This window comes from Martinezella miluonensis (genome assembly GCF_900094545.1).
GTDB lineage: Bacteria > Pseudomonadota > Alphaproteobacteria > Rhizobiales > Rhizobiaceae > Rhizobium > Rhizobium miluonense.
The window spans coordinates 186,328-211,917 of sequence record NZ_FMAH01000004.1 but is presented as its reverse complement, the minus strand read 5'-3'; the positions used below and the strand labels follow the sequence as shown (position 1 = coordinate 211,917).

The 25,590-nt window shown below is 59.7% G+C and carries 23 protein-coding genes and 1 tRNA gene; 10 read left to right on the top strand and 14 right to left on the bottom strand.

What is annotated here, in order from left to right:
* From GA0061102_RS06555 to GA0061102_RS06545, 3 genes are all read right to left on the bottom strand, one after another.
* A complete protein-coding gene (locus GA0061102_RS06555) occupies positions 1-1,320 on the bottom strand; it encodes a homoserine dehydrogenase (protein ID WP_092845296.1) in 1,320 nt (439 codons plus the stop codon).
* Between the two features lie 59 nt (positions 1,321-1,379).
* Positions 1,380-2,600 (bottom strand): LL-diaminopimelate aminotransferase, encoded by a 1,221-nt coding sequence (locus GA0061102_RS06550; protein WP_092845111.1) that lies wholly within the window; start codon positions 2,598-2,600, stop codon positions 1,380-1,382.
* Positions 2,601-2,823: 223 nt separating this feature from the next.
* Positions 2,824-3,276, bottom strand: a complete 453-nt coding sequence (locus GA0061102_RS06545; protein ID WP_092845109.1) for a hypothetical protein — start codon at positions 3,274-3,276, stop codon at positions 2,824-2,826.
* 158 nt (positions 3,277-3,434) lie between these two features.
* Between GA0061102_RS06545 and GA0061102_RS06540 the strand changes: the two genes are divergently transcribed.
* The 6 genes from GA0061102_RS06540 to sthA all read left to right on the top strand — a co-directional run bounded on the left by GA0061102_RS06540 (position 3,435) and on the right by sthA (position 10,067).
* Positions 3,435-5,282: a PHA/PHB synthase family protein gene (locus GA0061102_RS06540; RefSeq protein ID WP_092845107.1), complete on the top strand. Its 1,848-nt coding sequence runs from the start codon at positions 3,435-3,437 to the stop codon at positions 5,280-5,282.
* A 13-nt stretch (positions 5,283-5,295) separates the two neighbouring features.
* Positions 5,296-6,045: a DNA/RNA nuclease SfsA gene (gene sfsA, locus GA0061102_RS06535; protein ID WP_092845105.1), complete on the top strand. Its 750-nt coding sequence runs from the start codon at positions 5,296-5,298 to the stop codon at positions 6,043-6,045.
* A 2-nt stretch (positions 6,046-6,047) separates the two neighbouring features.
* On the top strand, positions 6,048-6,884 hold the full coding sequence (gene map, locus GA0061102_RS06530) for a type I methionyl aminopeptidase (protein WP_092845103.1): 837 nt from the start codon (positions 6,048-6,050) through the stop codon (positions 6,882-6,884).
* A 42-nt stretch (positions 6,885-6,926) separates the two neighbouring features.
* Entirely contained in the window at positions 6,927-7,712 is a 786-nt protein-coding gene (gene radC, locus GA0061102_RS06525) for a RadC family protein (protein WP_425348519.1), read from the top strand.
* A gap of 246 nt (positions 7,713-7,958) precedes the next feature.
* A complete protein-coding gene (locus GA0061102_RS06520; protein ID WP_092845099.1) occupies positions 7,959-8,555 on the top strand; it encodes a dual specificity protein phosphatase family protein in 597 nt (198 codons plus the stop codon).
* A 108-nt stretch (positions 8,556-8,663) separates the two neighbouring features.
* On the top strand, positions 8,664-10,067 hold the full coding sequence (gene sthA, locus GA0061102_RS06515; protein ID WP_092845097.1) for a Si-specific NAD(P)(+) transhydrogenase: 1,404 nt from the start codon (positions 8,664-8,666) through the stop codon (positions 10,065-10,067).
* 154 nt (positions 10,068-10,221) lie between these two features.
* Here the strand turns inward: sthA and tig are convergent, their stop codons facing one another.
* The 4 genes from tig to GA0061102_RS06495 form a co-directional block, all read right to left on the bottom strand.
* Positions 10,222-11,712 carry a trigger factor gene (tig, locus tag GA0061102_RS06510; RefSeq protein ID WP_092845095.1) on the bottom strand — a complete coding sequence of 497 codons (1,491 nt, stop codon included), beginning with the start codon at positions 11,710-11,712 and terminating at the stop codon, positions 10,222-10,224.
* Between the two features lie 276 nt (positions 11,713-11,988).
* A tRNA-Leu gene (locus GA0061102_RS06505) sits at positions 11,989-12,073 on the bottom strand.
* A gap of 144 nt (positions 12,074-12,217) precedes the next feature.
* Positions 12,218-12,829: a GDYXXLXY domain-containing protein gene (locus GA0061102_RS06500; protein WP_092845093.1), complete on the bottom strand. Its 612-nt coding sequence runs from the start codon at positions 12,827-12,829 to the stop codon at positions 12,218-12,220.
* Positions 12,826-13,965 (bottom strand): DUF2157 domain-containing protein, encoded by a 1,140-nt coding sequence (locus GA0061102_RS06495; RefSeq protein WP_092845091.1) that lies wholly within the window; start codon positions 13,963-13,965, stop codon positions 12,826-12,828. Before GA0061102_RS06495 ends, GA0061102_RS06500 begins: the two co-directional genes overlap by 4 nt.
* 843 nt (positions 13,966-14,808) lie before the next feature.
* On the opposite strand from GA0061102_RS06495, the gene GA0061102_RS06480 reads away from it, so the two are divergent.
* From GA0061102_RS06480 to trmFO, 3 genes are all read left to right on the top strand, one after another.
* Complete coding sequence (locus tag GA0061102_RS06480; RefSeq protein ID WP_081615319.1) at positions 14,809-14,955, top strand: DUF1127 domain-containing protein; 147 nt, start codon at positions 14,809-14,811, stop codon at positions 14,953-14,955.
* Between the two features lie 300 nt (positions 14,956-15,255).
* Positions 15,256-15,399, top strand: coding sequence for a DUF1127 domain-containing protein (locus GA0061102_RS06475; protein WP_069611985.1), 144 nt, complete (start codon positions 15,256-15,258; stop codon positions 15,397-15,399).
* 214 nt (positions 15,400-15,613) lie between these two features.
* Positions 15,614-17,050: a methylenetetrahydrofolate--tRNA-(uracil(54)-C(5))-methyltransferase (FADH(2)-oxidizing) TrmFO gene (gene trmFO, locus GA0061102_RS06470; RefSeq protein WP_092845294.1), complete on the top strand. Its 1,437-nt coding sequence runs from the start codon at positions 15,614-15,616 to the stop codon at positions 17,048-17,050.
* Between the two features lie 18 nt (positions 17,051-17,068).
* Here trmFO and GA0061102_RS06465 read toward each other — a convergent pair whose 3' ends face one another.
* The 5 genes from GA0061102_RS06465 to yajC all read right to left on the bottom strand — a co-directional run bounded on the left by GA0061102_RS06465 (position 17,069) and on the right by yajC (position 21,923).
* Entirely contained in the window at positions 17,069-17,530 is a 462-nt protein-coding gene (locus GA0061102_RS06465; RefSeq protein WP_092845085.1) for a hypothetical protein, read from the bottom strand.
* 76 nt (positions 17,531-17,606) lie between these two features.
* Positions 17,607-18,467: a phytoene/squalene synthase family protein gene (locus GA0061102_RS06460; RefSeq protein WP_092845083.1), complete on the bottom strand. Its 861-nt coding sequence runs from the start codon at positions 18,465-18,467 to the stop codon at positions 17,607-17,609.
* A gap of 16 nt (positions 18,468-18,483) precedes the next feature.
* Positions 18,484-18,870 (bottom strand): Mth938-like domain-containing protein, encoded by a 387-nt coding sequence (locus GA0061102_RS06455; protein ID WP_092845081.1) that lies wholly within the window; start codon positions 18,868-18,870, stop codon positions 18,484-18,486.
* Between the two features lie 4 nt (positions 18,871-18,874).
* A complete protein-coding gene (gene secDF / locus GA0061102_RS06450; protein ID WP_092845079.1) occupies positions 18,875-21,418 on the bottom strand; it encodes a protein translocase subunit SecDF in 2,544 nt (847 codons plus the stop codon).
* A gap of 157 nt (positions 21,419-21,575) precedes the next feature.
* Entirely contained in the window at positions 21,576-21,923 is a 348-nt protein-coding gene (gene yajC / locus GA0061102_RS06445; protein WP_092845077.1) for a preprotein translocase subunit YajC, read from the bottom strand.
* A gap of 205 nt (positions 21,924-22,128) precedes the next feature.
* On the opposite strand from yajC, the gene GA0061102_RS06440 reads away from it, so the two are divergent.
* Positions 22,129-23,001 carry an ATP-binding protein gene (locus GA0061102_RS06440; protein ID WP_092845075.1) on the top strand — a complete coding sequence of 291 codons (873 nt, stop codon included), beginning with the start codon at positions 22,129-22,131 and terminating at the stop codon, positions 22,999-23,001.
* 79 nt (positions 23,002-23,080) lie between these two features.
* Here the strand turns inward: GA0061102_RS06440 and GA0061102_RS06435 are convergent, their stop codons facing one another.
* Together GA0061102_RS06435 and GA0061102_RS06430 are read right to left on the bottom strand one after the other, a co-directional pair.
* Positions 23,081-24,766 carry a peptidoglycan DD-metalloendopeptidase family protein gene (locus GA0061102_RS06435; protein WP_092845073.1) on the bottom strand — a complete coding sequence of 562 codons (1,686 nt, stop codon included), beginning with the start codon at positions 24,764-24,766 and terminating at the stop codon, positions 23,081-23,083.
* Between the two features lie 169 nt (positions 24,767-24,935).
* Entirely contained in the window at positions 24,936-25,589 is a 654-nt protein-coding gene (locus tag GA0061102_RS06430; RefSeq protein WP_092845071.1) for a protein-L-isoaspartate(D-aspartate) O-methyltransferase, read from the bottom strand.
* Position 25,590 lies beyond the last annotated feature (1 nt).

The following is a 25,590-nucleotide window of genomic DNA, read 5'->3' as shown; positions in this document are numbered from 1 at the left end:
CTATTCCTTCGGCCGCTCGATGCGGATGACCTGCGGTTCGCCGACGAGATAGCCTTCGTTCCTGATGGAGGCAACGGCCTTGCGCACCGAATCCTCCATTGTCGCATGGGTGACGAGGATGATGGTCTGGTGTGTCGAGGGCGACAGGTGCTGCGTCGACCGCTGCACGATCGATTCGAGCGAAATCTGGTTCTCCGCCATGCGGGTGGCAACGCTCGCGAAGACGCCTGTGCGGTCGAGAACGGTCAGACGGATGAAATAGCCGCCCTCATGGCTCTGCATCTGTGCCTTGCGGTAGGGCTCGAGCGTCTTGGCGGGGTGGCCGAATACCGGCACGCGCTGCTCGCCAGGACGGCTCTTGGCGATATCGGCAATGTCGCCCAATACGGAAGAGGCAGTTGCATTGCCGCCGGCGCCGGGGCCGACCATCAGCAACTCGCCGAGAATATCCGATTCGATCGCCACCGCGTTGGTGACGCCATCAACCTGGGCGATGACCGAATCAAGCGGCACCATGGTCGGATGCACGCGCTGTTCGATGCCGCTTTCGGTGCGCTGGGCAACGCCGAGCAGCTTGATGCGATAGCCGAGATCGGCAGCCGCGCGAATATCCTCGATGGAGACGTTGGTGATGCCCTCGAGATAGATGTCGTCGGCTGCGATGCGGTTGCCGAAGGCAAGCGTCGTCAGGATGGCGAGCTTGTGGGCCGTGTCGTTACCTTCGATGTCGAAAGCCGGATCGGCTTCGGCATAGCCGAGGCGCTGGGCTTCCTTCAGGCAATCGGCAAAGGACAGGCCTTCCTTCTCCATCCGGGTCAGGATGTAGTTGCAGGTGCCGTTCATGATGCCGTAAACGCGCGAGATCGTATTGCCGGTCAGGGATTCGCGCAGCGCCTTGATGACCGGAATGCCACCGGCAACGGCCGCTTCGAAATTCAGCAGCACGCCCTTCTCTTCGGCGATCTGCGCCAGCTCGACACCGTGATAGGCAAGCAGCGCCTTGTTGGCGGTAACGACATGCAGGCCGCGTGCAAGTGCTGCGCGCACGGCGGCATTGGCAGCACCTTCGGAACCGCCGATCAGCTCGACGAAGACATCGATATCGGCCTTCTGAGCCAGATCCACCGGACCGCCGTACCACTCGATGCCCTGGAGATCGATGCCCCGATCCCGCGTGCGATCGCGCGCAGTGACGGCAACGATCTTGACGGGGCGGCCGCAGGTAACAGCAAGTTCGTTGGCACGACTCTGGATGATGCGGACGAGCGAGGCACCGACGGTGCCCAAGCCCGCAATGCCGATTTTGAGGGCATCTGCCATGAAAAATTCCTGATCAGTATTTTTGGGACGGCAGCCGCCGGAGCGGCTGCCGCGTAACATTATGAACGATGTGCGTTCAGCGAAATCACATTATGCATCGTTTCATCCGCGGCGGAGAGGAAGCGCTTCAGATTGCGCGCTGCCTGGCGGATGCGATGCTCGTTTTCAACGAGCGCGATGCGGACATAATCGTCACCCTGCTCGCCGAAGCCGATGCCCGGAGCAACTGCGATGTCGGCCTTCTCGACCAGAAGCTTGGAGAATTCCAGCGAGCCGAGATGACGGAACTTTTCCGGGATCTTCGCCCAGGCGAACATGGTCGCCGCCGGCGGCGGCACTTCGAAGCCGGCCTTGCCGAAGCTCTCGACCAGTATGTCGCGACGGCGCTTGTAGATGCTGCGCACTTCCGCAATGTCGGAACCGTCGCCGTTCAGCGCATGCGTCGCCGCCACCTGGATCGGCGTGAAAGCGCCGTAATCGAGGTAGGACTTCACGCGCGTCAACGCCGCGATCAGCCGTTCGTTGCCGACGGCAAAACCCATGCGCCAGCCGGGCATGGAGAAGGTTTTCGACATCGAAGTGAACTCGACGGTGACGTCCATCGCGCCCGGAACTTCCAGCACCGACGGCGGCGGTGCGTCGTCGAAGTAGATTTCCGAATAGGCGAGATCCGAAAGCACGATGATGTCATGCTTCTTGGCGAAGGCGATGACTTCCTTGTAGAAATCGAGCGTTGCCACGTAAGCCGTCGGGTTCGACGGATAGTTCAGGATCAAAGCCAGCGGCTTCGGGATTGAATGACGCACAGCCCGCTCCAGCGGCGGGAAGAAGCTGTCGTCCGGCTCGACCGACATCGAGCGGATCACGCCACCCGCCATCAGGAAGCCGAAGGCGTGGATCGGATAGGTCGGGTTCGGGCAGAGGATGACATCGCCCGGCGCCGTGATCGCCTGCGCCATGTTGGCGAAGCCTTCCTTGGAGCCGAGGGTGGCGACCACCTGCGTATCCGGATTGAGCTTGACGCCGAAACGGCGTGCGTAATAGGCGGCCTGCGCCCGGCGAAGGCCGGGAATGCCCTTGGACGAAGAGTAGCGATGCGTGCGTGGGTCCTGCACCACTTCGCACAGCTTATCGACGATGGCCTTGGGAGTCGGAAGATCGGGATTGCCCATGCCGAGATCGATAATGTCCGCGCCGCCCGCTCGCGCGCTCGCCTTCAAACGGTTGACCTGTTCGAAAACGTAGGGCGGCAAACGCCGGACTTTATGAAACTCTTCCATTTCTTTCCCCATGGGACAGCGGCCCTCAAAACCGCGTTGAAGTTCGTTGATCTACCGGTCAGCCGCAATACGAACTCCGGAATCGCGGCGCCGCAACCATGTTTTCTCGAAAGATGAGGTGAATCTTGGGCGGCTGCGCACACGAAGTGCACTTAACCGATAAAGATGCATCCAAACCCGGTCTATCCGAACGCTTTGCGTCCAAATCGCCTGAAACGCAAGGCTAATTCTGCGTCTGGCCCGGTTGGCCGCTGCTCTCTTTCTGAATTTCCTGCAGCGTATCCTGGCCATGCTCGGCCGCCAGCTTGCGCATCTCGGCGACGCGCTTCTGGTATTCAGCCTCCGAGATAACGCCTGCCTTGCGCTGAGATCCGAGAGCCGACAGCTGCTTGACCATGTCGCCCGCCTGCTGATCGTTGATCTGCACGTTTGCAGCCGTCGGCGGCGCGTTGAAGGAAGGATAGCCGTCCTTATAATGCTGCTGCGTGCTGGTTTCCGTGATCGGGGTGCCTTTTGTGGGCTTTATAATCACCGCCTCGGGCGGCTGCTTGCGCTTGGCGTAAGCAGCCTTTTCCTCGGGCGTTGAGCAGCCCGCGAGCGTCAATGCGAAAATCCCGCACATTGCACCGCAGAGTACGGAATATCGGTTCAGTCTTGCCACCATGCCGCTGCCCATAATTGTCTTTCTGCCAATTCCTTGCCGTGGGTTGAGACTGTTAAATTTGTCGCAGCGGCAAAGCAAGAGCAGGCTTGTGTTTCATTCGACTTGTATTCCTTTTCCCGCAAGATGTACAAATGGAAAACAAGACATAGCTGCCGCCGGGAGGATGATGCGTGACCGACAGCAAGCGGGATAACAGTGAAGGTAATGGCGGCTTCCCTGGCTTTGATCCAAAGTCAGTCGAACCTTACATCGTTAGGGATCCCGAGGCGATGGCTGTCAACTTTGCCCGTGCGCTGGAAAATCTCGGCAAGGCGGCCTCCGCCTGGCTTGCGCCGCGCGAGCGCGGTGAGAAGATCGATACGGCCGCCGATCCTTTCACCGACATGGTCAAGACGCTTTCCAAGGTCGGCGAATACTGGCTCTCGGATCCCCGACGGACTCTCGAGGCGCAAACACATCTTCTGTCCGGCTATTTCAGCCTTTGGACGAAAACCATGCAGCGCCTGAGCGGCGATTCGTCCGCAGCGCCTGAGGTTGAGCCGGTCAAGGACAAGCGCTTCGCCGACGAGGACTGGCAGAAGAACCCCTTCTTCGACTTCCTGAAACAGACCTATCTCCTGACCGCCGGCTGGGCGGAAAAGCTGGTCGGCGACGCCGAAGGAATGGACGAGCATACGCGTCACAAGGCGGTATTCTATACCAAGCAGATCACCGCAGCCTTTTCGCCGACCAATTTCGTGGTGACGAACCCGCAGCTCTATCGCGAAACCATTGCGTCCAATGCTGAAAATCTGGTGCGCGGTATGAAGATGCTGGCCGAGGACATCAGTCTCGGTCACGGCGAGCTGCGCCTGCGGCAGACCGACATGACAAAATTCGCGGTCGGCCGCGACATGGCGCTGACACCGGGCAAGGTGATCGCGCAAAGCGATGTCTGCCAGGTGATCCAATACCAGCCTGCGACGGACAAGGTGCTGAAGCGGCCGCTACTGATCTGCCCGCCCTGGATCAACAAATTCTACATTCTAGACCTCAACCCACAGAAATCGTTCATAAAATGGTGCGTGGAGCAGGGTCATACCGTCTTCGTCATCTCCTGGGTGAACCCCGATCAGCGGCATGCGGCGAAAGACTGGACCTCCTATGCCCGCGAAGGCATAGATTTCGCTCTGGAGACGGTCGAGAAGGCCACGGGAGAGCAGGAGGTCAATGCTGTCGGATATTGCGTCGGCGGCACGCTGCTGGCGGCGACACTCGCCCTGCACGCCAAGGAGAAGAACAAGCGTATCCGCACGGTGACCTTCCTGACCACGCAAGTCGATTTCACCTTTGCCGGCGACCTCAAGGTTTTCGTCGACGAAGAGCAGATCGCATCGCTCGAACAGCAGATGAATGCGATCGGCTATCTCGAAGGCTCGAAGATGGCGACGGCCTTCAACATGCTTCGCGCCTCCGAGCTCATCTGGCCCTATTTCATCAACAGCTACCTGAAGGGTCAGGACCCCCTGCCCTTCGATCTGCTGTTCTGGAATGCCGATTCCACGCGCATGGCGGCGGCCAACCACTCCTTCTACCTGCGCAATTGCTACCTCAACAACGCGTTGAGCCAGGGCAAAATGGTCCTCGATGGCAAGACGCTATCACTGAAGGACGTGCGCATTCCCGTCTACAATCTGGCAACGCGCGAGGATCATATCGCGCCGGCCAAATCGGTCTTCATGGGCAGCCAATATTTCGGCGGGCCTGTGGAATTCGTTGTGACGGGCTCGGGTCATATCGCCGGCGTCGTCAACCCGCCGGACAAACATAAATATCAGTTCTGGACCGGCGGCCCGATCAAGGGCGACTACGAGAACTGGCTGGCCGAGGCGAGTGAGACACCGGGCTCGTGGTGGCCGCATTGGCATGCCTGGATCCGCGCGCAGGATCATCGCATGACGGCAGCGCGCCAGCCGGGCGGAACTGCCCTCAACGCGCTCGAAGAGGCACCCGGCAGCTTCGTCATGGAACGGGCGTGACGACCGCAAGATCATGCTCTTCCCTTCGCCTCTGGTCCCTGCCCGCCTGATCGCGCGCTACAAGCGCTTCCTCTTCGATGCCGAGTTGGAGGACGGTACCTTCATCACGGGCTCCTGCCCGAATACCGGATCGATGCTCGGTCTGACTTCGCCCGGCTCGCGCATATGGCTTTCCGAACATGAAGGTGCGAAGCGAAAATACCGTCATGTCTTCGAGCTGATCGAAGCCGACGGTACGACAGTCGGCGTCAATACCGCGATGCCGAACCGTATAGCAGCGGAAGCGATTGCTCTCGGTCAAATCTCCGATCTCGGCGACTATACGACGGTCAAGCGCGAACAGAACTATGGCCGCAACTCCCGCATCGACCTGCTCTTGACCGACCCTTTGCGGACAACCACCTATGTCGAGGTGAAAAACGTCCATTTCATGCGACGACCAGGTCTTGCGGAATTTCCCGATACGGCAACGGCACGCGGCGCCAAGCATCTGGAAGAGCTTGGCGATATGGTGGAGGCGGGCCATCGGGCCGTCATGCTGTTCGTGATCCAACGCAATGATTGCGATCGCTTCCGCATTTGCGGTGATCTCGATCCGGTCTACGCCAAGGCCTACGATCGCGCTTTGGCGCGTGGCGTCGAAGTGTATGCGCTGAAATGCAGGGTTTCGCCGATGGAAATAGCGCCTGCCGGGTTGATCCCGATAGACGAACCCGGCATAGCTGCATTAGATACCAGTATAAAGATTTCTGCTGAAGGCTAACCATGGTGAACTACATCGAAGCGGCAACGGCGCCGGCGAAAAATACGGGCGCTATCCGCCTCTACGGGCAAGATGCGTTTGCCGGAATGCGCAAGGCATGCCAGCTGACCGCCCGTTGCCTCGATGAACTCGCCGCCATCGTCGAGCCGGGCGTGCCGACCGATGTCATCGACCGCTTCGTCTTCGAATTCGGCATGGATCATGGCGCCTATCCGGCGACGCTGAACTATCGCGGCTACATGAAATCCTCCTGCACCTCGATCAACCACGTCGTCTGCCACGGCATTCCCAACGACAAGCCGCTGCGCGAAGGCGATATCGTCAATATCGACGTGACCTATGTGCTCGATGGCTGGCACGGCGATTCCAGCCGCATGTATCCGGTTGGCGAAATCAAGCGTTCGGCCGAGCGGCTTCTCGAAGTCACCTATGAGTCCCTGATGCGCGGCATCGCCGCGGTGCGCCCCGGTGCCCGCACCGGCGCCATCGGCGAAGCGATCCAGACCTTTGCCGAGGGCGAACGCTGCTCGGTCGTGCGCGACTTCTGCGGCCATGGCGTCGGCAGCCTGTTTCATGACTCGCCGAATATCCTGCATTACGGTCGGGTCAATGACGGCCCGGAACTGCGCGAAGGCATGATCTTCACCATCGAGCCGATGATCAATCTCGGCAAGCCGCATGTGAAGGTGCTGGGCGACGGCTGGACGGCCGTCACCCGCGACCGCTCTCTCTCGGCACAGTACGAGCATACGGTCGGCGTCACCGCAACGGGCTGCGAAATCTTTACCCTGTCGCCCGGCGGCCTCGACCGCCCCGGCCTGCCGCCGCTGCAGGGATAATTCATGGCGAAACGTCCCGCTTCTTCCAACGGACATGGCGACATGCCGCTCGAAACAGGCGGGAAGACGGAGGCTTTGCAAGAGGCGCCGCTCCTGGACGAGCGACTATTCTTCGCCCAATCACCGGTGGCCGCCAAAGCTGCACCCACGAACGCTGAAGCACACTATCACGGCCATCGCGAGCGGTTGCGCAACCGCTATCGTGACGGTGGCGATGCCGCGCTCGCCGATTACGAAATTCTCGAACTGTTGCTATTCCGGCTGATCCCACGCCGAGACACGAAGCCGATCGCCAAGGCATTGCTAGCCCGCTTCGGTACGCTGGGTGGCGTGTTTGGTGCTCCAGTCAATCTGCTGACGGAGGTCAGTGGTGTCGGAGATGCCGTCGCCCTCGACCTGAAGCTGATCGCCAGCGTCGCGCAACGCATGCTGAAAAGCGAGTTGACGGGCAAGCCCGTGCTCTCCTCCTGGAAAGCGCTCATCGACTATTGTCACGCCGCCATGGCGCACGAAACGCGCGAGCAGTTCCGCCTGCTGTTTCTTGATAAGCGCAACGCCCTGATCGCGGACGAGGTGCAAGGTTTCGGTACGGTCGACCATACGCCCGTCTATCCGCGCGAAGTCGTCAAACGCGCGCTCGAGCTTTCCGCTTCGGCAGTTATTCTCGTGCACAATCATCCATCCGGAGACCCAACACCGTCTCGCGCCGATATCGACATGACGAAGACGATCATCGATACGGCCAAGCCTTTAGGCATTACCGTTCACGATCATATTATCATTGGCAAGAACGGCCACGTCAGCTTCCGGGCATTGCGGCTGATTTGAAATAAAGTATTACATTAGAATAAATGCATATCATGCTAATATATATTAGTTTTCTTACTTAGCTAATATCACACTCCCTCCTGAAATCGTTCAGTCTAGCCCCTCCGCCTCCATTTCCATTTTTCAGTTCGGCGTCAGGATGATCTGGCAGAAGGATCGCCGCATCCGGAACGGCAAATTCGTCGGCGGAAGCTATTGTTTTGTTTTGGCCTGTTTGCCCGAGAGTTCGGACGGCCCGGAGATCACATGCAGAAGACATCGCCAAGGCTTGCCCGTTACCTCCTTCTTGCGGGACGCGGCGCGACTGTCGCTTTGGGAGTCGTCCTGGCGGTTGCCGGCGGCTTCTATGCCCATATGATCTGGACGACGAACTTCCATCCTGTCATCGCTGGCGAGCTCTATCGCTCCTCCCAGCCGTCGGCAGAGACGATCGCCGAGTTTCAAAAGCGGTACGGCATCAAGACCATCATCAATCTGCGCGGCGACAACAGCGGCCATAATTGGTACGACCGGGAAGTTGCCCAGGCCAAGCAGCTCGATATCAACCATATCGATTTTCGCATGTCTTCCGGCCGGGAACTGACGCGGGAGCAGGCCGCGCAATTGGTCCAGATCATGCGCGATGCGCCGAAGCCGATCCTCATTCACTGCCAGGCGGGAGCCGACCGCACAGGGCTTGCTTCCGCGCTCTATCTTGCCGCCATCACCAAGACGAACGAGGCGACTGCCGAGCGCCAGATGTCAATCGTCTACGGCCATCTGTCGCTGTCCTTCACCCGCGCCTATGCGATGGACAGGACCTTTGAGAAACTCGAACCCTGGCTTGGCCTCCCGGCATCCTGAGAACCGCAATTCCCGTTAGATAATCTGTAACATTGAGCCGCTACCGGTTGACGGACAACATGTTGCGTTGCGACATTGATTCCCTGTCCAATCATCCGAGGCTTCCCGATGGACCAATTCGATCTCCTAGTCGTGGGTAGCGGCCCCGCCGGCCGCAGAGGCGCCATTCAGGCCGCCAAACTCGGCAAGAAGGTGCTTGTCATAGAACAGGGCAAACGCGTCGGCGGCGTCTCGGTCCATACCGGCACCATTCCCTCGAAGACGTTGCGCGAAACTGCGCTCAACCTGTCCGGCTGGCGCGAACGCGGCTTCTATGGACGCGCCTATCGCGTCAAGCAGGAAATCAGCGCCGAAGATCTGCGCCGCCGCCTGCTGATCACGCTCGACCACGAAGTCGAGGTGTTGGAACACCAGTTTGCGCGCAATCGCGTGCAGCACATTCGCGGCAAGGCGAGCTTCGTCGACCCCCAGACCATGCAGGTGGTCAAGGACGATGGGGAGGTGGTCACGGTATCCGCCGCCAGCATCCTGCTCGCGGTCGGCACCAAGCCGTTTCGTCCCGATTACATACCCTTCGACAGCAAGACGGTGCTCGACAGCGACGAGTTGCTCGAGATCGCGGAATTACCGCGGTCTATGGTCGTCATCGGCGCTGGCGTCATCGGCATCGAATATGCGACCATCTTCAGCGCGCTCGATACGCAGGTGACGCTGATCGATCCGAAATCCACCATGCTCGATTTCATCGACAAGGAGATTGTCGAGGATTTCATCTATCAGCTACGCGACCGCAACATGAAGCTGCTGCTTGGCCAGAAGGCCGAGAAAGTGGTTCGGGAGAACGGCAAGGTCGAGCTGACGCTCGACAATGGCCGGCGCATCGTCACCGACATGGTTCTGTTCGCCGCCGGCCGCATGGGCGCGACGGATACGCTCAATCTTGACGCTGCCGGCCTTGAAGCCGACGCCCGCGGCCGCCTGAGCGTCAATCCGGAGACCTTCGCCACGAAGGTTCCGCATATCTTTGCGGCAGGCGACGTCGTCGGCTTTCCGAGCCTAGCGTCCACCTCGATGGAACAGGGCCGCATCGCCGCGCGCGTCGCCGTCGGCGCGATCGCCAAGGAGCCGCCGAAATACTTTCCTTACGGCATCTATGCCGTTCCTGAGATTTCCACCTGCGGCCTAACCGAAGAAGAGGTCAAGGAGCGCCACATTCCTTACGAGTGCGGCATCGCGCGCTTCCGCGAGACTTCACGCGGTCACATCATGGGCCTCGACACCGGCCTTCTGAAAATGATCTTCTCGTTGAAAACCCGCCGTCTCCTTGGCGTCCACATCGTCGGCGAAGGCGCGACCGAGCTGGTCCACATCGGCCAGGCCGTGCTCAACCTCAAAGGCACTGTCGAGTATTTCGTCGAAAACACCTTCAACTATCCGACGCTCGCTGAAGCCTACAAGATCGCCGGTCTCGATGCCTGGAACCGCATGGGCGATATCAAGTCAGAGATTTGAATTAATTTCCCTAGTCCCTGAGGTACGGTAATTGCGAGATAGCTCCCTCTCCCCGTTTTGACGGGAGAGGGAGCTTTTCCTTTTTCCCTTATGGGCCAACAAAAAAGCCCCGCCGCGAACGGCAGGGCTTAATTTTAGTCCGGGAGAGAACCGATTACTCGGCGCTGTCTTCAGCAGCCTTCTTCTTCGGAGCGGCCTTCTTCTTCGGAGCGGCGGCTTCTTCGCCTTCAGCGACAGCTTCCGTTGCTTCGGCCTTGGCAGCCTTCTTCTTCGGAGCAGCCTTCTTAGCAGCCGGCTTACCTTCTTCTTCCTCGTCGTCAGCCAGCAGCGCTTCCTTGGAAACGGTCTTGTCCGTGACGTCGACTTCGGTCAGCAGGTGATCGATGACCTTTTCTTCGAAGATCGGCGCGCGCAGGTTGGCGGAAGCGCCGGGGGTCTTGCGGAAGAATTCCAGGATTTCTTTTTCCTGGCCCGGGAACTGCTGGAGCTGAGCATAAAGTGCGCGCTGCAGTTCGTCTTCGCTGACTTCGACGCCGGCCTTTTCGCCGATTTCGGAGAGAACGAGGCCGAGGCGAACGCGACGCTCAGCGAGCTTGCGGTATTCTTCGCGAGCCTTCTCTTCGGTGGTGTCTTCGTCTTCGAAAGTCTTGCCCGATTCGCTGAGGTCGGTTTCGACCTGACGCCAGATGCTGGCGAATTCAGCTTCGACCAGCTTCTGCGGCGTGTCGAACTGGTACATTTCGTCGAGCTGGTCGAGGATCTGGCGCTTGACCTTCTGGCGGGTGACCGAGCCGTACTGGCTTTCGATCTGGCCGCGAACGATTTCCTTCAGGCGATCGGCCGATTCCAGGCCGAGCTTGGAGGCGAGCTCGTCGTTGATCTCGATTTCGCCGGGAGCTGCGACTTCCTTGACGTTGATGTCGAAGGTGGCTTCCTTGCCGGCGAGGTTCTTGGCCGGATAGTCGGCCGGGAAGGTTACGGTGATGACCTTCTCATCGCCAGCCTTGACGCCAACGAGCTGTTCTTCGAAGCCCGGGATGAAGCGGTTGGAACCGAGAACGAGCTGCGAGTCTTCGTCCTTGCCGCCGTCGAAGGCAACGCCGTCGACCTTGCCGAGATAGTCGATGGTGACGCGGTCGCCGTCGGCAGCCTTGCCCTTCTTGGTCTCGTAGCTACGGGCGCTTTCAGCGATCTTGAGGATCTGCTCGGTGACTTCGTCTTCGGCGATTTCAGCGACTTCGCGCGTGACCTTGATGCCCTTGACGGACTTCAGCTCGATCGCCGGGATGACTTCGTAGGAAAGCGTGAATTCGAAATCGGCTTCCGCAGCAAGAATCTTTTCTGCCTCTGCCTGATCTTCGGTCATGGCGATTTCCGGCTGGGTTGCCGACTTTTCGCCGCGCTCGGTGAGGATCGCCGGGGGCTGATCGCGAACGATTTCGTTGACGAGATCGGCCATGATCGACTTGCCGTAGACCTTCTTCAGGTGCGAGACCGGAACCTTGCCGGGACGGAAGCCGTTGATGCGGACCTTGTCCTTGACCTCGGCGAGGCGCTCGTTCATGCGCACTTCCATGTCCTTGGCCGGGATGACCACCTTGATTTCGCGCTTCAGCCCTTCAGCGAGCGTTTCGATAACCTGCATTGTCCTACCTTCATTCATGGCGGCCGTGCCCAGACAGCCGTTCGTTTCGATGAGCACGACGCCGGAAAATCCCGAGCGTGGCTTGGATGCAATTCTCTTTCACCTTGCAAGAGCGCCGCGCCTTCGAATGAACGCGCAAAAGGCAGCTCTATCCCGTCACGAGCCAAAACATCTTATCCCCTTCCTCATCGAAAGCGGGATGCTTTGGGCAAGATGGCGCGCCCTGCGGCATATAGGAAGACAGGCTAGAGCCTCCCCCCGTCCACAAGACAGTGTTGGTGCGGGTAGAGAGACTTGAACTCCCACGCCTTGCGGCACCAGAACCTAAATCTGGCGTGTCTACCAATTTCACCATACCCGCGTTCCCAAAACCGCATGGCGATGCCTGCCCATGGGCCTTCCGGAGCGCGGCGTCTCTATATCACCCGTTTCAAACCACGCAAAGGAAAAATGACGGTTCCGCGACGACGCCCAAAGCTTATCGGACATAGTCGCGCAGATATCGTCAGTAGAGCGGCTCTTCATAGACGGGTTTGCCGTCCAGCAGCAGGCTTCGGATATGGGCGGCGCCATCCGAGGAAACGCGAGCGGCGATTGAGACGCGCCTATCGTTGCGTGCGCTTTCGATATCGTGCCCCTGCCCCTCGGGCACATAAAAACGCTCTATACCGTAGTTTACGAACATGGTCGCCTTACCGTCGGCTTGGTCACCATAGGAAACATAGTCGAATGGCAGGCTTTTCAAGATGACCGTGTCAGGCTTGGGCTCGAGCGTTCCGAGGGACGATTCGGCGATGCCCCAATAGCCATCGTCCTGCTTCTTCAAACGCACCGACAGAACCTGATTGCTGAGGCTCTCTTTCGGCGGTCCACCGACCAGCGTCGAGACCGGCACTCGGGAGATATCATAGTTCAAAGTGACGTAGTCGCCGCGTAGAAGATCGCGCGGATCGACGGGCGCGGTCTTCAGGATGACTTCGACGCCGCTTCGCAGCCCCCAGGCCCGCTCGCCGACCATATAAGCGAGAACGGCGGTTTGCAGGACTGCAACGATGATGGCCGCGGTCCATAGGCGACGGGCGCCGACGGCTGGGCTCCTTTCGGCTATATCGCTCATACCCGTGTCCCCTGCCCGCCATTGTTGGAAAAGCGCCGTTCGAGCTGGATGACCAGCCAGGCGGCAATCGCAACGAGCACGCCTGCGACGAGGAAGAAACCGGCCGTGCCGATGATCGAGCCGATCGTCTCGCTGGCGAGATAGAGAATCTCGCAGGCAAAGACGAAGTAAGCGAGGTAGCGTACCGCGCCATTGTCACGACCACTAAGCGCAATGGCAACGACCGAGCCGACCAGCGTCGCCGCGGCCACAACGATAAGCGGCACCTTGTCTTCGACCCAGACATTATTTTCAAAGGAGCCGTTACTGATCTCGGCATGGACCAGAAAGAAACCGATCGACGCGATCAGAAATGCATAGAAGGCCGGCGCAGCTCCCGCCGTTCGCGCAAAGGGCATGAGTGGCGAGGCAGATATGCTGACGACCAGAAAAGCTACCATCCCGAGGGCTGCAAACAAAATCGCCGTAGTCAGTCCCTCATGCCGGGGAAAAAGCCAGGTCAGCCAGCCGACGAGCATGAGATAAGCCAAATGCCTGGCGAGCGGCGCATCGGCATAGCGAACAAGCGCAATCAGAACCACGGCCATCAGCGGCGGTATCCATGGCATGATTCCGTACCATTGATCGAAGTGCTCCCAGAGATAGACACCACAAAATGCCCAGGCCAGAAAGCCCGCGAGGCCGACCTGCGCTGCGGAGCGAAACAGCGCCGCCACGACGCAGGCCGCCACAAACCAGACGACCATCATGCTAAGTTCATCGCCGGACAGATTATACATCTGGCCAACCAGCGCCATGGCGCCGCCGAAACTCAAAGTGCCGAGAATCAGCAATCCGGACGCGAGGATGGAACGCCCCTGCGCCAGCAAGTATGCTGATGCAAGATAGAAGGCCCATATCATCGCCACCAGCCCGGTGAGGCGAACAATCCGCGGAAGAGCCTCCCAGTTTGCGGAAATGAACAGCAATATGGCGAGACCGAGCAGCACTGCGGCTATGATGGCCAATACCCGGCCCGCGCTGAAACTCGTCTCGCGGCCGTCATATTCGCGCAACAGGGCCTTTGCCGTCGACGCATCGACGAGACCTTTGTCGACCCAGATCTTCAGGTCCCGTTCCAGCCTGCCCCTATACATCCCCGCCCCCTTGCTGCGACTCCCCGCATAGAGAAGAGTTATCACAAATCGTCGTTCAATCGATGCGGGCCGGCGCACATTCCCAATCGACGCACTGCAAGCGAGTACGCTCTTCGTTAATACGACATTAATCGATTGATTGGTATTATAGGCATCGGTATCGCGATACCGATAAAAGATATGCGCAGACGACATACCTCTCATGAATTTATTGCGCTGCACAAAATCAAAAAATCATACTATTGATAATGCAATAGCACACGGCGGTGGCGCGCCGGGCCGGCATAAGTCGGAAGAGCCTGAGGATTGATATCCTGACCATAGAATTCGGAGCCGCACACTCCTCCTCCCAGTGCGCTCCGATGGATTGACGACACTCCTCCTCCCAGTCGTCAATCACCACAAATGACGCCCACCGCATCCTCCTCCCGCGGTGGGCGTTATTTTTTGCCCTTTAAACCGTTTTAAGCTCGTCACTGGCCGACATCAGGCACTGGAATTGGCAGAGCGGAAATCGACAAGATGACGGCAGCCATTGAGGAGCTCGACCTACTTCAAAATAGCAAGGCTGACGAAAACATGGCTCAATGGAGGCAAGCGCAAGAATGCCCCTTGAGACGCTGGGCTTGGGCCGAGATGGCGCTCGTCGTTCGGCCGCGATATGCACACAAATCAGCCATCTTCTTAGGCAAAGCGCCCGGAAGACGTGCGCCCAATGCATAGGTGACATGATGCTTTGGCGCTTTTAGTTCTTGCACCGCAGCATATATAAAGAGGCATCGGATCAACGACGGAACCAACCACGGGGCCGCGAGATCTCCAAATCCTCGAAAGGGACTGAAAATGAACCTGACCCGCTCTTTCAACAACTGGCGCAAGTATCGTCAGACCGTAAACGAACTCGGCCGCATGAGCGCCCGCGAACTGCACGACCTCGGCATCGACCGCGCCGACATTCATCGGGTTGCCCGCGAAGCCACCGGCCGCTAATCGCCGGATAGGCTTCGCCCCATAGCGATAGCCTTCTCAACGCCCGTTGCGGACCTCCGCGACGGGCGTTCTTTTTTGTCCGTTGTGCGACGCAACATGACACGATCCGCCTTGAGCCATTCGCAAGAAACGTGGCGTACAAATTCTAGGCATTGGTGGCTTTTTGGGCGTCATATTGCACAAACGCATAGCAGACGCCTTTTATTTGCACTGCACAAAAGACGGGTTTGCGCCTATATAGAATGCAATCGCTGAGGCGGTAATCGTTCCGCCCGCAACCAAGCTACTGAGGATAAGATCATGAACCCGATTCGCATTGCAAAGAACTGGATCAGCTACCGCCGCACTCTGAACGAACTCGGCAACCTTTCCAGCCAGACCCTGTCGGACATCGGCGTCAGCCGTTACGAGATCCGCAACATCGCTGCTCGTTCCTTCCGTTAATCGTTGGGAATTGCAGACTGCTTCAAGACGGCGCCCTTCGGCGCCGTTTTTGATTCCGACACTTAAAGCGCGTCGCGATCTTTCAGATTCGCTCTTTGCGTTTCAAACTGCCGGCCTTGTGCGTGTCGTTACCGCAAAACCGTGGCGCACTTTTGCGCAACATGCTTTGGCAAAGCGTTTGGATCGCCGCCCCGGTCGTGATAATGACGCGCGCATGACACAGACCAGTTCTCACTTCCCCATCCACGTCATCGGCGGCGGCCTTGCCGGCTCGGAAGCCGCATGGCAGATCGCCAATGCCGGCGTGCCGGTCATCCTGCACGAGATGCGCGGCGTGCGTGGCACCGAAGCCCACAAGACCGACGACTTCGCCGAGCTCGTATGTTCCAATTCGTTCCGCTCAGACGACGCGACCAGCAATGCGGTCGGCGTCATCCATGCCGAGATACGCATGGCTGGTTCGCTCATCATGGCATGTGCAGACAAGCATCAGGTGCCTGCCGGCGGGGCGCTCGCGGTCGACCGCGATGGTTTTTCGGCTGCGGTGACGCAGGCGATCGCAAGCCATCCGCTGATCACTGTCCTCCGGGAAGAAATCCAGGGCCTGCCACCCGCGGAATGGGACCAGGCGATCATCGCCACCGGCCCACTGACCGCACCCGGCCTTGCCAGCGCCATCCAGGCGGAAACCGGCGCCGATGCGCTTGCCTTCTTCGATGCCATCGCGCCGATCGTCTATCGCGAAAGCATCAACATGGATGTCTGCTGGTACCAATCCCGCTACGACAAGGTCGGCCCCGGCGGAACCGGCAAGGACTATATCAACTGCCCGATGGACGAAGCTCAATATAACGCCTTCGTCGATGCGCTGATCGCCGGCGACGCCGTCGGCTTCAAGGAATGGGAAGGCACGCCCTATTTCGATGGTTGCCTGCCGATCGAAGTCATGGCCGAGCGCGGTCGCGAAACGCTGCGCCACGGGCCTATGAAGCCGATGGGCCTGACCAACGCCCACAATCCCACGGTCAAGGCCTATGCCGTCGTGCAGCTGCGCCAGGACAATGCGCTCGGCACGCTCTATAACATGGTCGGCTTCCAGACCAAGCTGAAGTATGGGGCGCAGGCAGAGATCTTCCGGCTGATTCCCGGGCTCGAGAATGCCGAATTCGCCCGCCTCGGTGGCCTGCACCGCAATACCTATATCAATTCGCCGACGTTGCTTGATCGCTCGCTGGTGCTGAAGTCCCGGCCTGGCCTGCGTTTCGCCGGCCAGATCACCGGCTGCGAAGGCTATGTCGAAAGCGCAAGCATCGGACTGCTCGCCGGCCGTTTCGCCGCAGCGGAGCGTAAGGGCGAAGCGCCATTGCTGCCGCCGGATACGACGGCGCTCGGTTCGCTGCTGAACCACATTACTGGCGGGCACATCGTTTCGGACGAAGAGCCGGGCAAACGCTCCTTCCAGCCGATGAACATCAATTTCGGGCTCTTCCCTGAGTTGGAGCCAGGTTCGATCGTCAAGCCGGAGGGCATCAAGCGCTTTCGTGGCAAGGACAAGACCATCATGAAGCGCCAGCTCATCGCCAAGCGCGCCCTTGCCGATTGCGCCAAATGGCTTGGCGTGTCGGCACCTGTGCTTGCGGAAAGCGCCTGAAATCTAAAGCCTGAGATTTCAAGCCTCTGCGGGCGGCGCGTGGTGTTCAGGCCGGACTTCGTCGGCAGCGACATAATTGCCGAGCAGCCATAGCGAGACCTCGGCAGCTTCGGCTGGTGTCTTGAACTCGAATGTGCCGTTGTGATGCGGCACATCTAGAAAATCGACCGTCAAACCGCGGCCGGTTCCTGAGATCTTGGCGCGCGCCCGGCCGGGCTCGATCAGGTGGACGCTGAAATGATTGCGCACATTGCGCATGAAGCCAGCCTTGTCGTCATGCAGGCGCACGAAGACCGCCTGCCCGTCGGCCGTTGTCTGCAGCTGCCTGATCGCTTCCTTCGGGAAGGCGCGGCCGAATTCCAGAATGGCAAGGCCGGTATCGTGCAGGCCGTCTTCCTTGTTCTGCGATGCCATGCGCGTCGCGAAATAGGCAAAGAAGATGACAATCGCAAACAGTATGCACCAGACGATAATACCCATGGCAGCTCCCCCTGAAATGCAAATCAAGTGCCATCCATCTCCATAGACGGCGAGACTTGTGCGAGCTTGGTGTATTTTAGATTTTCTTTGTGATCGATGCTATCGCCATGCGCGTCTGCCGACGCCATTGCGTCAATGCCGGAGACTGATCGAAGAGACCGGCGCCGAGCTTCTGTGCCTTCTTCAAAGCAGGCTCGGCCAAGGTCGCGGGTAGAAAGGCCGGGAATACCGCCTGCGGTATGGCGCCCGCCGCCCTTGCCTTGGCCAGATGCTCGCGGCCGAGCCCCGCGAATGCCTCGATCGCCACGGAAATGCGCGCCTTGTCCCTGCCGGCGAGGAAGGAATCGCGATCGAGGCCCGTTGCGGTCAGGATCTCGAGCGGCAGATAGAGCTGGCCGCGATGACGATGGAGCGGCATCAGCAACAATAGACCGGCAATCGCCTGTGCGACACCGGCATGGCCTGCCGCATCGGCGGAACGCTTGGCCTCGTCCGCTGATAGAACCAGGCTGGCAAGCTGGATAAGCGCCGAAGCCGTCTCGCCTGCATAGCCCTCCAGATTGCCGCGCGTCTCCATCGGATCGTCATAGAGGTCGAAGATGCGCGCGTCGATCATGTCGATCAGCGTCTGGCGCGGCAAACGGTAGTGCTCGATGGCAGTCAGAAGCTCGGCGGCGATCGGATTGGCTTCGCTCGAGCCGTGCGCCTGCCCCTCGAGAAGGTCGCGCCAGTACTGCATGCGCACTTCACCGGGCAGCGGTTCATGCACGAGATCGCGTATGCGCGCCAATTCGGCATTGAAAGCATAAAGCGCTGCAAGCGCCGGACGCTTCTCCTCCGGTGCCAGCAGGCAGGCGAGATAGCGATCGCGGTCGGTATCGCGAAGAGTGGCGAGGCAGATGTCTCGATTGCCCCGGGGCGCGGCTGTTGTCGTCATGCTCAAGGATCCGGCGTCAAACGGCAATCAATGCGGCGGCGACGGCACGCGACTCGGACAACATGATATTGAAGGTGCGCACGGCCGCTCCCGTGCTCATCGGGTCCGACGAAATCTGTCTGGCGCGCAAAGCTGCCTTCAGCTCGGCCGGCAGGGGACGCAGCTGCGTGCCCGTGCCGACAAGCAGGACCTCGATCTGCGCGGCTTCGTCGAGCACCTTCTGGAAGCGTTCCGTTGTCAGCGCATCGCCTTCCACTATGTCCCAGCCGTAAATGCCGGAGGGCAGGCAAAGCAGCGAGCCGCGATGCGACATGTCGGCGAAACGGAAACCGCCATTGCCATAAGTGTCGATCGGTGCGCGCCCGGGAAAATGCGCCTTACGAATTTCTATGCCTTTTGCCAATGTATCACACCGCTGGTTTGCCTGACTGGATGTCACCGGCCGCGGGCCCATTGCTTTCACCGCCGGTCTGGAATTTGTCCGGACGCAGCTTGAACAGGATCAGCACGGGCGCCGCAATATAAATCGACGAGAAAGTGCCGACCGCGACGCCGAAAAGCAGCACGAAAGTAAACGAACGTATCACTTGGCCGCCGAAGATGTAGAGCGCGAGCAGCGCCACAAGCGTCGTCGCGGAAGTCAGAATGGTACGTGATAGTGTCTGATTGATGGAAGCATCGATCAGGATCGGCAACGGCATCTTCGAATAGCGCTTGAGATTCTCGCGCATGCGATCGTAGACGACGACGGTATCGTTCAATGAATAGCCGACGATGGTCAGGATCGCGGCGATGCTGGTCATGTTGAATTCCATGCCGGTCAGGACGAAGAGGCCAAGCGTCAGGATGACGTCGTGCAACGTCGCGATGATCGCGCCGACTGCGAACTGCCACTCGAAGCGCAACCATATGTAGACAAGGATCGCGATCAGCGCCGCAAGAACGGCAAAGGAAGCCGTTCTCGTGATCTCGCCGGATACGGCAGGCCCAACCACCTCGACGCGGGAGAAGTCGTAATCCTTCCCCAGCTCTTCGCGAACGAGGGTGACCGCAGACTGCTCCGCATTTTCCCCGCCTTCCTGCGCGTGCACGCGGACGACGGCACCCAGGCGATCGGGGAGCCGATCGACCTGCACGTTGCCTGGAATGATATCCTGAAGCCGCGATTGGATATTTGCCGGGTCGGCTACGCCCTGCCTGGCGCGAACCTCGATGATGGAGCCGCCAGCAAAATCGATGCCGAGATGCATGCCGATCGTCGCAAAGGCAACAAGCGTCGCGACCGACAAGGCCGCAGATACCGTGAACGTATAGCGGCGGATGCCCATGAAGCGGATATTGGCATTGTCGAAAATGCCGCTGCGCACGCCAACCAGCAATGTGCGCGGCTTGCGATGCGATATCCACATATCCACAAGCGAGCGCGTGACGAAGCAGGACGTGAAGAACGTGGTAAAAACGCCGACGATCAGGGTGGCGGCGAAGCCGCGCACCGAGCCGCTGCTCGCATAGAAGAGAATGGCGGCGACGATGAGCACGGTCAGATTGGCATCGGCTGCGGTTGCGGCAGCCTTGTTGAAGCCGTGGCGCAGCGCGTCGACGAGAAGATGCGTCTTCTTTTCCTCTTCACGCACGCGCTCGTAAATCAGCACCAGGGCATCCAGCCCGATACCGATGATCAGGACGATGGCGGCGACACCCGGCAGCGTCAGCGCGACGCCGAGCAACCCCATGATCGCCACCACCATGATGATGTTGATGACCAGCGAAATGGTCGCGACAACACCGAGCAGGCGATAGAAGCCGATCATCAATGCGGTCACGAAGACCGCGGCGGCGGCGCAGGCTATGATGCCGTAGCGTGCGGTATCGCTGCCAAGGCCAGGCTGAATAGTCCGTTCCTCGGCCGTGGTCAGCGTCGCAGGCAGCGGCCCGCTCTTGAGCATGACTGCCAGATCCTGGGCGCCTCTGGCCGCGAAGTCCCCGGGAATGTCGACTTCACCTGTTGCGATCACCGTTTTCAGCGCGGCGCTCGAGATAACCTGATCGTCGAGCACCACGACGATGATTCTGCCGAGATTGCTTGCCGTCGCCTGCGCGAAACGGTGCCCCGCTTCCTGCGTCAGCTTGACGGAAACCGTACCACCGCCATTCTGGCCGTTCGCCACGGCAACAGCATCGGCGAAATCCACGTTGGAGAGAACCGGCTGCCTTTGTACGAGATAGCCGACTGGCGGATCGTCCTCGGAAAACATGATATCGGAGCCAGCCGGCGGATGGCCATCCATGGCGTTCTGAACCGACATCGATTGATCGACAAGGCGGAAGCTGAGCTTGGCGGGCTGGCCAAGAAGGTTCTTCAGCCGCTGCGGATCAGCGAGGTCAGGCACCTGCACGATAATGCGATCGCTTCCCTGGCGGCGGATCAGGGGCTCGCCTACGCCCAGCTGCGCGATGCGGTCGCGAATAACCTTGATCGAGCGAGCGATTGCCGAGGACACATGGCTGTCGATATCGACGTCGGTAATATCGAGCGTCATCGCGCCATTCTCGCCCTGAGAAAGCTTGACAGCCGGCTTATCCGAGCCGGCAGTGAGCGGCTGCAATGCCGTCACGGCAGCTTGAACCTGTGCAGGGTCGTTGACGCGAAGCTGAATCTTGCGGCCGGTTCCGGTCAGACCGGAATAGGCGATGTTGACGGTGCGTAACCGCGTCGCGATATCGCCGACGATAGATTCGAGGCGATCCTTCTCGACGTCGTCGCGTTCGATCTTCAACAGGAGATGCGAACCGCCGCGCAGATCGAGCCCGAGCTCGATCTTTCTATGCGCCCACCAGGAAGGAAGAGAGGAAAGGGTGCGTTCGCCAAGCAGATTGGGAACGGCAAGGAGCACGCTCAGGAGAACGGCGAACCAGATCAGGGTGGTCTTCCACCAGGAGACGTGCAGCATCGCTCTCTCGAATTTGGGCTTCTCTACTGCGCCCCTCCTTCACCGAGGATTGCGAAGGGCGCAGTAACACCTTGAATTTGTGCATAGTCCTGCAAGAAAGTCGATTCCGATTTTCGAGGACATGCACTGTCAGGCGAGCTGCCTGCACGTGAGAAGCTTACGCGGCGTCGGCCTTGACGGGTTCACCCTTGACGCGAACTTCCGAAATGGCGCTGCGGACGACGCGGATGCGGACGCCTTCGGCGATTTCGACTTCGAGTTCCTTGTCGTCGACGACCTTGGTGACCTTGCCGACGATACCGCTGGTGACGATCTGATCGCCACGGCGAATATTCTTCAGGATCTCGTCACGCTTCTTCGCCTGCGCGCGCTGCGGACGGATGAGAAGGAAATACCAAACGACCATCAGCGGCACAAACAGGATGATCATTTCAAAGCCGGACCCGCCAAAAACGCTCGCGGCCGAATCTGTCGCGCTCTGCGCATATGCGTTGGTGATAAACATCGAGAACTCCCTTGAACTCCTAGCGGGAACGGGCCCCGCGTCAGGTGGCCGGAATATAGTTACGCGCATGGCGATTGCAACAAAAACAGCCGCCAACCGTACCGTTTTCCCGGTCTCTTAGCCTTTCAGCTCCGGAAGGAGCATGATACCCGGCAAGACAGCGCGCATTTTACGACTTTCTTGTTCAACATTCAGGAGGAAAACGGTGACTGAAGACCAAAACGCCCTGATCCTTGCCGAAGTCCGCCGTCTTGCCGATGCGCTCGAACGACTGGCCGGACCGGCTCCGGCCGTCAATGACTGGAACGCCGCCGACTGCTTCGTCTGGGCCCCTGCCCGGCTTCATCTGCAGCCGGTACAGCGGCCAAACCGCGTGGCTCTCACCCTCATTCGCGGCGTCGATCACGTGCGCGACATTCTGCACGAGAACACATTGCGCTTTGCGGACGGCTTTGCCGCCAACAACGTGCTGCTCTGGGGCGCACGCGGCATGGGCAAGTCTTCGCTCGTCAAGGCGGTGCATGAGGATGTGCGCCGCTCGACGGGCATCTCCCTCAAGCTGGTCGAGGTGCATCGAGAGGACATTTCGTCCCTGCCGGTGTTGCTGGACATCCTGAAGGCGACGCCGCATCGCATCATCATCTTCTGCGACGACCTCTCTTTCGACCACGACGACACCGCCTACAAGTCGCTGAAGGCGGCGCTGGACGGCGGTGTCGAGGGACGGCCTGATAATGTGCTGTTCTATGCCACGTCGAACCGCCGCCATCTGCTGCCGCGGCATATGATGGAAAACGAGCAGTCGACTGCGATCAATCCATCCGAAGCCGTGGAAGAGAAGGTTTCGCTCTCCGATCGCTTCGGCCTCTGGCTCGGCTTCCATAAGTGCAGCCAGGAAGACTATCTGCAGATGATCGACGCCTATGCCGATCACTTCAAGTTCGATCTCGACCGCGCCCAGATGCATCACGAGGCGCTCGAATGGGCGACGACGCGCGGCGCCCGTTCCGGCCGCGTTGCCTGGCAATATATCCAGGATCGCGCCGGTCGGCTGCGCATCGCGCTCAATCGGGACTGATCCTCCAACCAAACCGCAAACGACAAAAAGCCCGGCTTTGGCCGGGCTTTTTGCAGAGTCCTTGAAGACGCACTACCTATTATTCAAGGAACGTCATTGGGTTGACCGGGGCCGAATTCTTGCGGACTTCGAAGTGCAACTGCGGCTGGTTAACATTGCCGCTCATGCCCGAAGTCGCGAGAGTCTGACCGCGCTGGACCTTCTGCCCGCGAGCGACGCTGAGCGCATCCGCATGGCCGTAGACCGTGACCGTACCGTCGTCATGGCGAACGAGAACCGTGTTGCCGAGTTCCTTCAGGCCGTTGCCGGCATAGATAACGACGCCGTTCTCGGCAGCCTTGATCGGCGTACCCTCGGGAACGGAGATGTCGATACCGTCGTTACGGCTGCCATTGACGTTGGAGCCATAGCCGGCGACGACGGCGCCGCGGACCGGCCAGCGATATTTGCCGATGCCGGTCGCCTCAGGCGCATCCGCCTGCGTATCGGACTTGGCGGCATCGTTGATCGACTGGCTCGGAGAAGCGGAGGCAACCTCCTTCGGCTTTGCGGCATCGGTCGACGTGTCGGCACGAGCAGCAACCTTCGGTGCTTGCTTTGCAACGGGTTCCGCCACCGGCGCCACGCCCGGCTTGACCGAGACCTTCTGCGGCTCGATGGAAGCCGTCTTGACGGGATCGGCGGCAGCGACTGCGCCATGCGGCAAAGTCAGCGCCTGGCCGATGCGAATGCCGTCGCCAGCCTGCATGCCGTTCGCCCGCTTCAGCTCGGCAACCGTCACGCCGCTTTCCTTGGCAATTCTTGCCAGCGAGTCGCCTGGCTTGACGACATAGCTGCCGGCACCCTTCGGGCCTGGACCCTTGCCGTTGCCGGCAGCGAGCTTGTTCGGATCAGCGAGACCGGCTTGAGACTTGCCGCGCATCTGATTGCCCGAAGGCAGCGCGAGAGTGTCCTGCTGCTGCGGCGCCTTTGCCGGACCGGGCATCTTGCCGCCCTTGGAAAGATCGGTCGCTTCCGAGGCCATCTTGGCGGGGCTTGCGGCACCTGCGCCATTCATGGTCGGAATAATGATCTGCTGACCGGGCTGGGCACCGGCGCCATTGCGCAGGCCGTTGGCCCGGAGGATTTCCTTTTCCGGAACGCCGTAGCGACGTGACAGCAATGCGATGTTCTCACCCTGATGCAGCGTCACGCTCGGAGCGTTGACGGTGGTCCAGCCCGGAGACATCTGCGGCGTTGCAGCGGCTGCCTTGATCGTGCCCGTCGACAAGGTATCGGGGGCGAGAGCCGGAGCATTGCGCGAACCATTATTGTTGCGCGATGCGGGGAACGGCTGTGCCAGCGCTTCATTTTCCGCTCTGGAGACGGCCCGCGGACGAACAGCCTGGGCAGATGCGCCGGGGGGTGCAAGTTCGGAGCGCTGGATCGCGACAGGGGCTGCGGATGCGCGAGCGCTGGAATAAGACGGATTGTAGCGAGCCGACGAGTTCGGGTAGGGTTGCGCCACCGGTGCGCTCTGCTGCGAATAATCCTGCTGGCCGTAGCCGCCCGCCTGGGCGACGTCGGCGCGCGGCACAGGATCTCCATTCGGACCATTGAGACTGCGCCGGTTGATCGAACCGGTCGTCACATTATCCGTTTTGGAGAAGAGCCCGCCGAAACGGGTCGTGTCTGAGCTACAAGCTGTTGCAGTGCTCGCCAGAAGAATGGCCACAAGGACTTTCCCTGCCGATTTACCGAAGTTTGAAGAAAGACTGAAACCCATGACTCGACCCACTTAGACGCAACCGTTTATGGGTCTATTAAAGCGCGTTAATCTTACCATGCGGTTAAAGCACTGGTGAGGCATATGTTTTTTTGAGGAATTGCTAACCATAGAAAAGCGAAACGGCCGTCTACCCGGCCGCTTCAGCTACAGAAACCTGAATTGGGCCTCAGAGATAAGAGGCGAGCATCGGCACGATCGGTTGATAAGGAACGTCGAAAAGTTCCTCGCGCTCGAAGCGGCTTCCGGTTTTCGTCAGCCGCACCAGGCGGCAGACTTCATCGGAGATTATCAGGGGCGCGATCATGGATCCGCCGGATACCAGCTGCTCGGCATAGAAGCGCGGCATGGTCGAAAAGGCGGAAGTCACCAGGATGCGATCGAAGGTGCCCTCGCCCTGCAGCCCGACGCTGCCGTCGGCTTGGCGGATGATGACATTGCGCAGCCCGAGCGTATCCATGCGCTGTTGCGCCGATGTCGTCAGCGTTTTGTAGCGATCGACGGTCAGCACGCGCTCAACGATTCGTCCCATGACGGCGGCGGTAAAGCCGCTGCCGGTTCCGATTTCGAGAACGCGGTGGCCCGGCTTGATCTTGAGGCTGTGAAGAATGCGCACCACTAGGTCGATGCCTTCCATGAAGGCGCCGCACTCGATGGGAATGGTCCGGCTGGAATAAGCATCATCGGCAAACTGCGGCGGCACGAAAGGCAGGCGCGGCGTCTGCTCGACCGCCGTCATCAGATCGATGTCCAATATGCCCTCTGCCCGCAGCCGCAGAACCACGGCCGCAAAGCCTTCCTTTTCCACCAAACGAGGTGTCAAC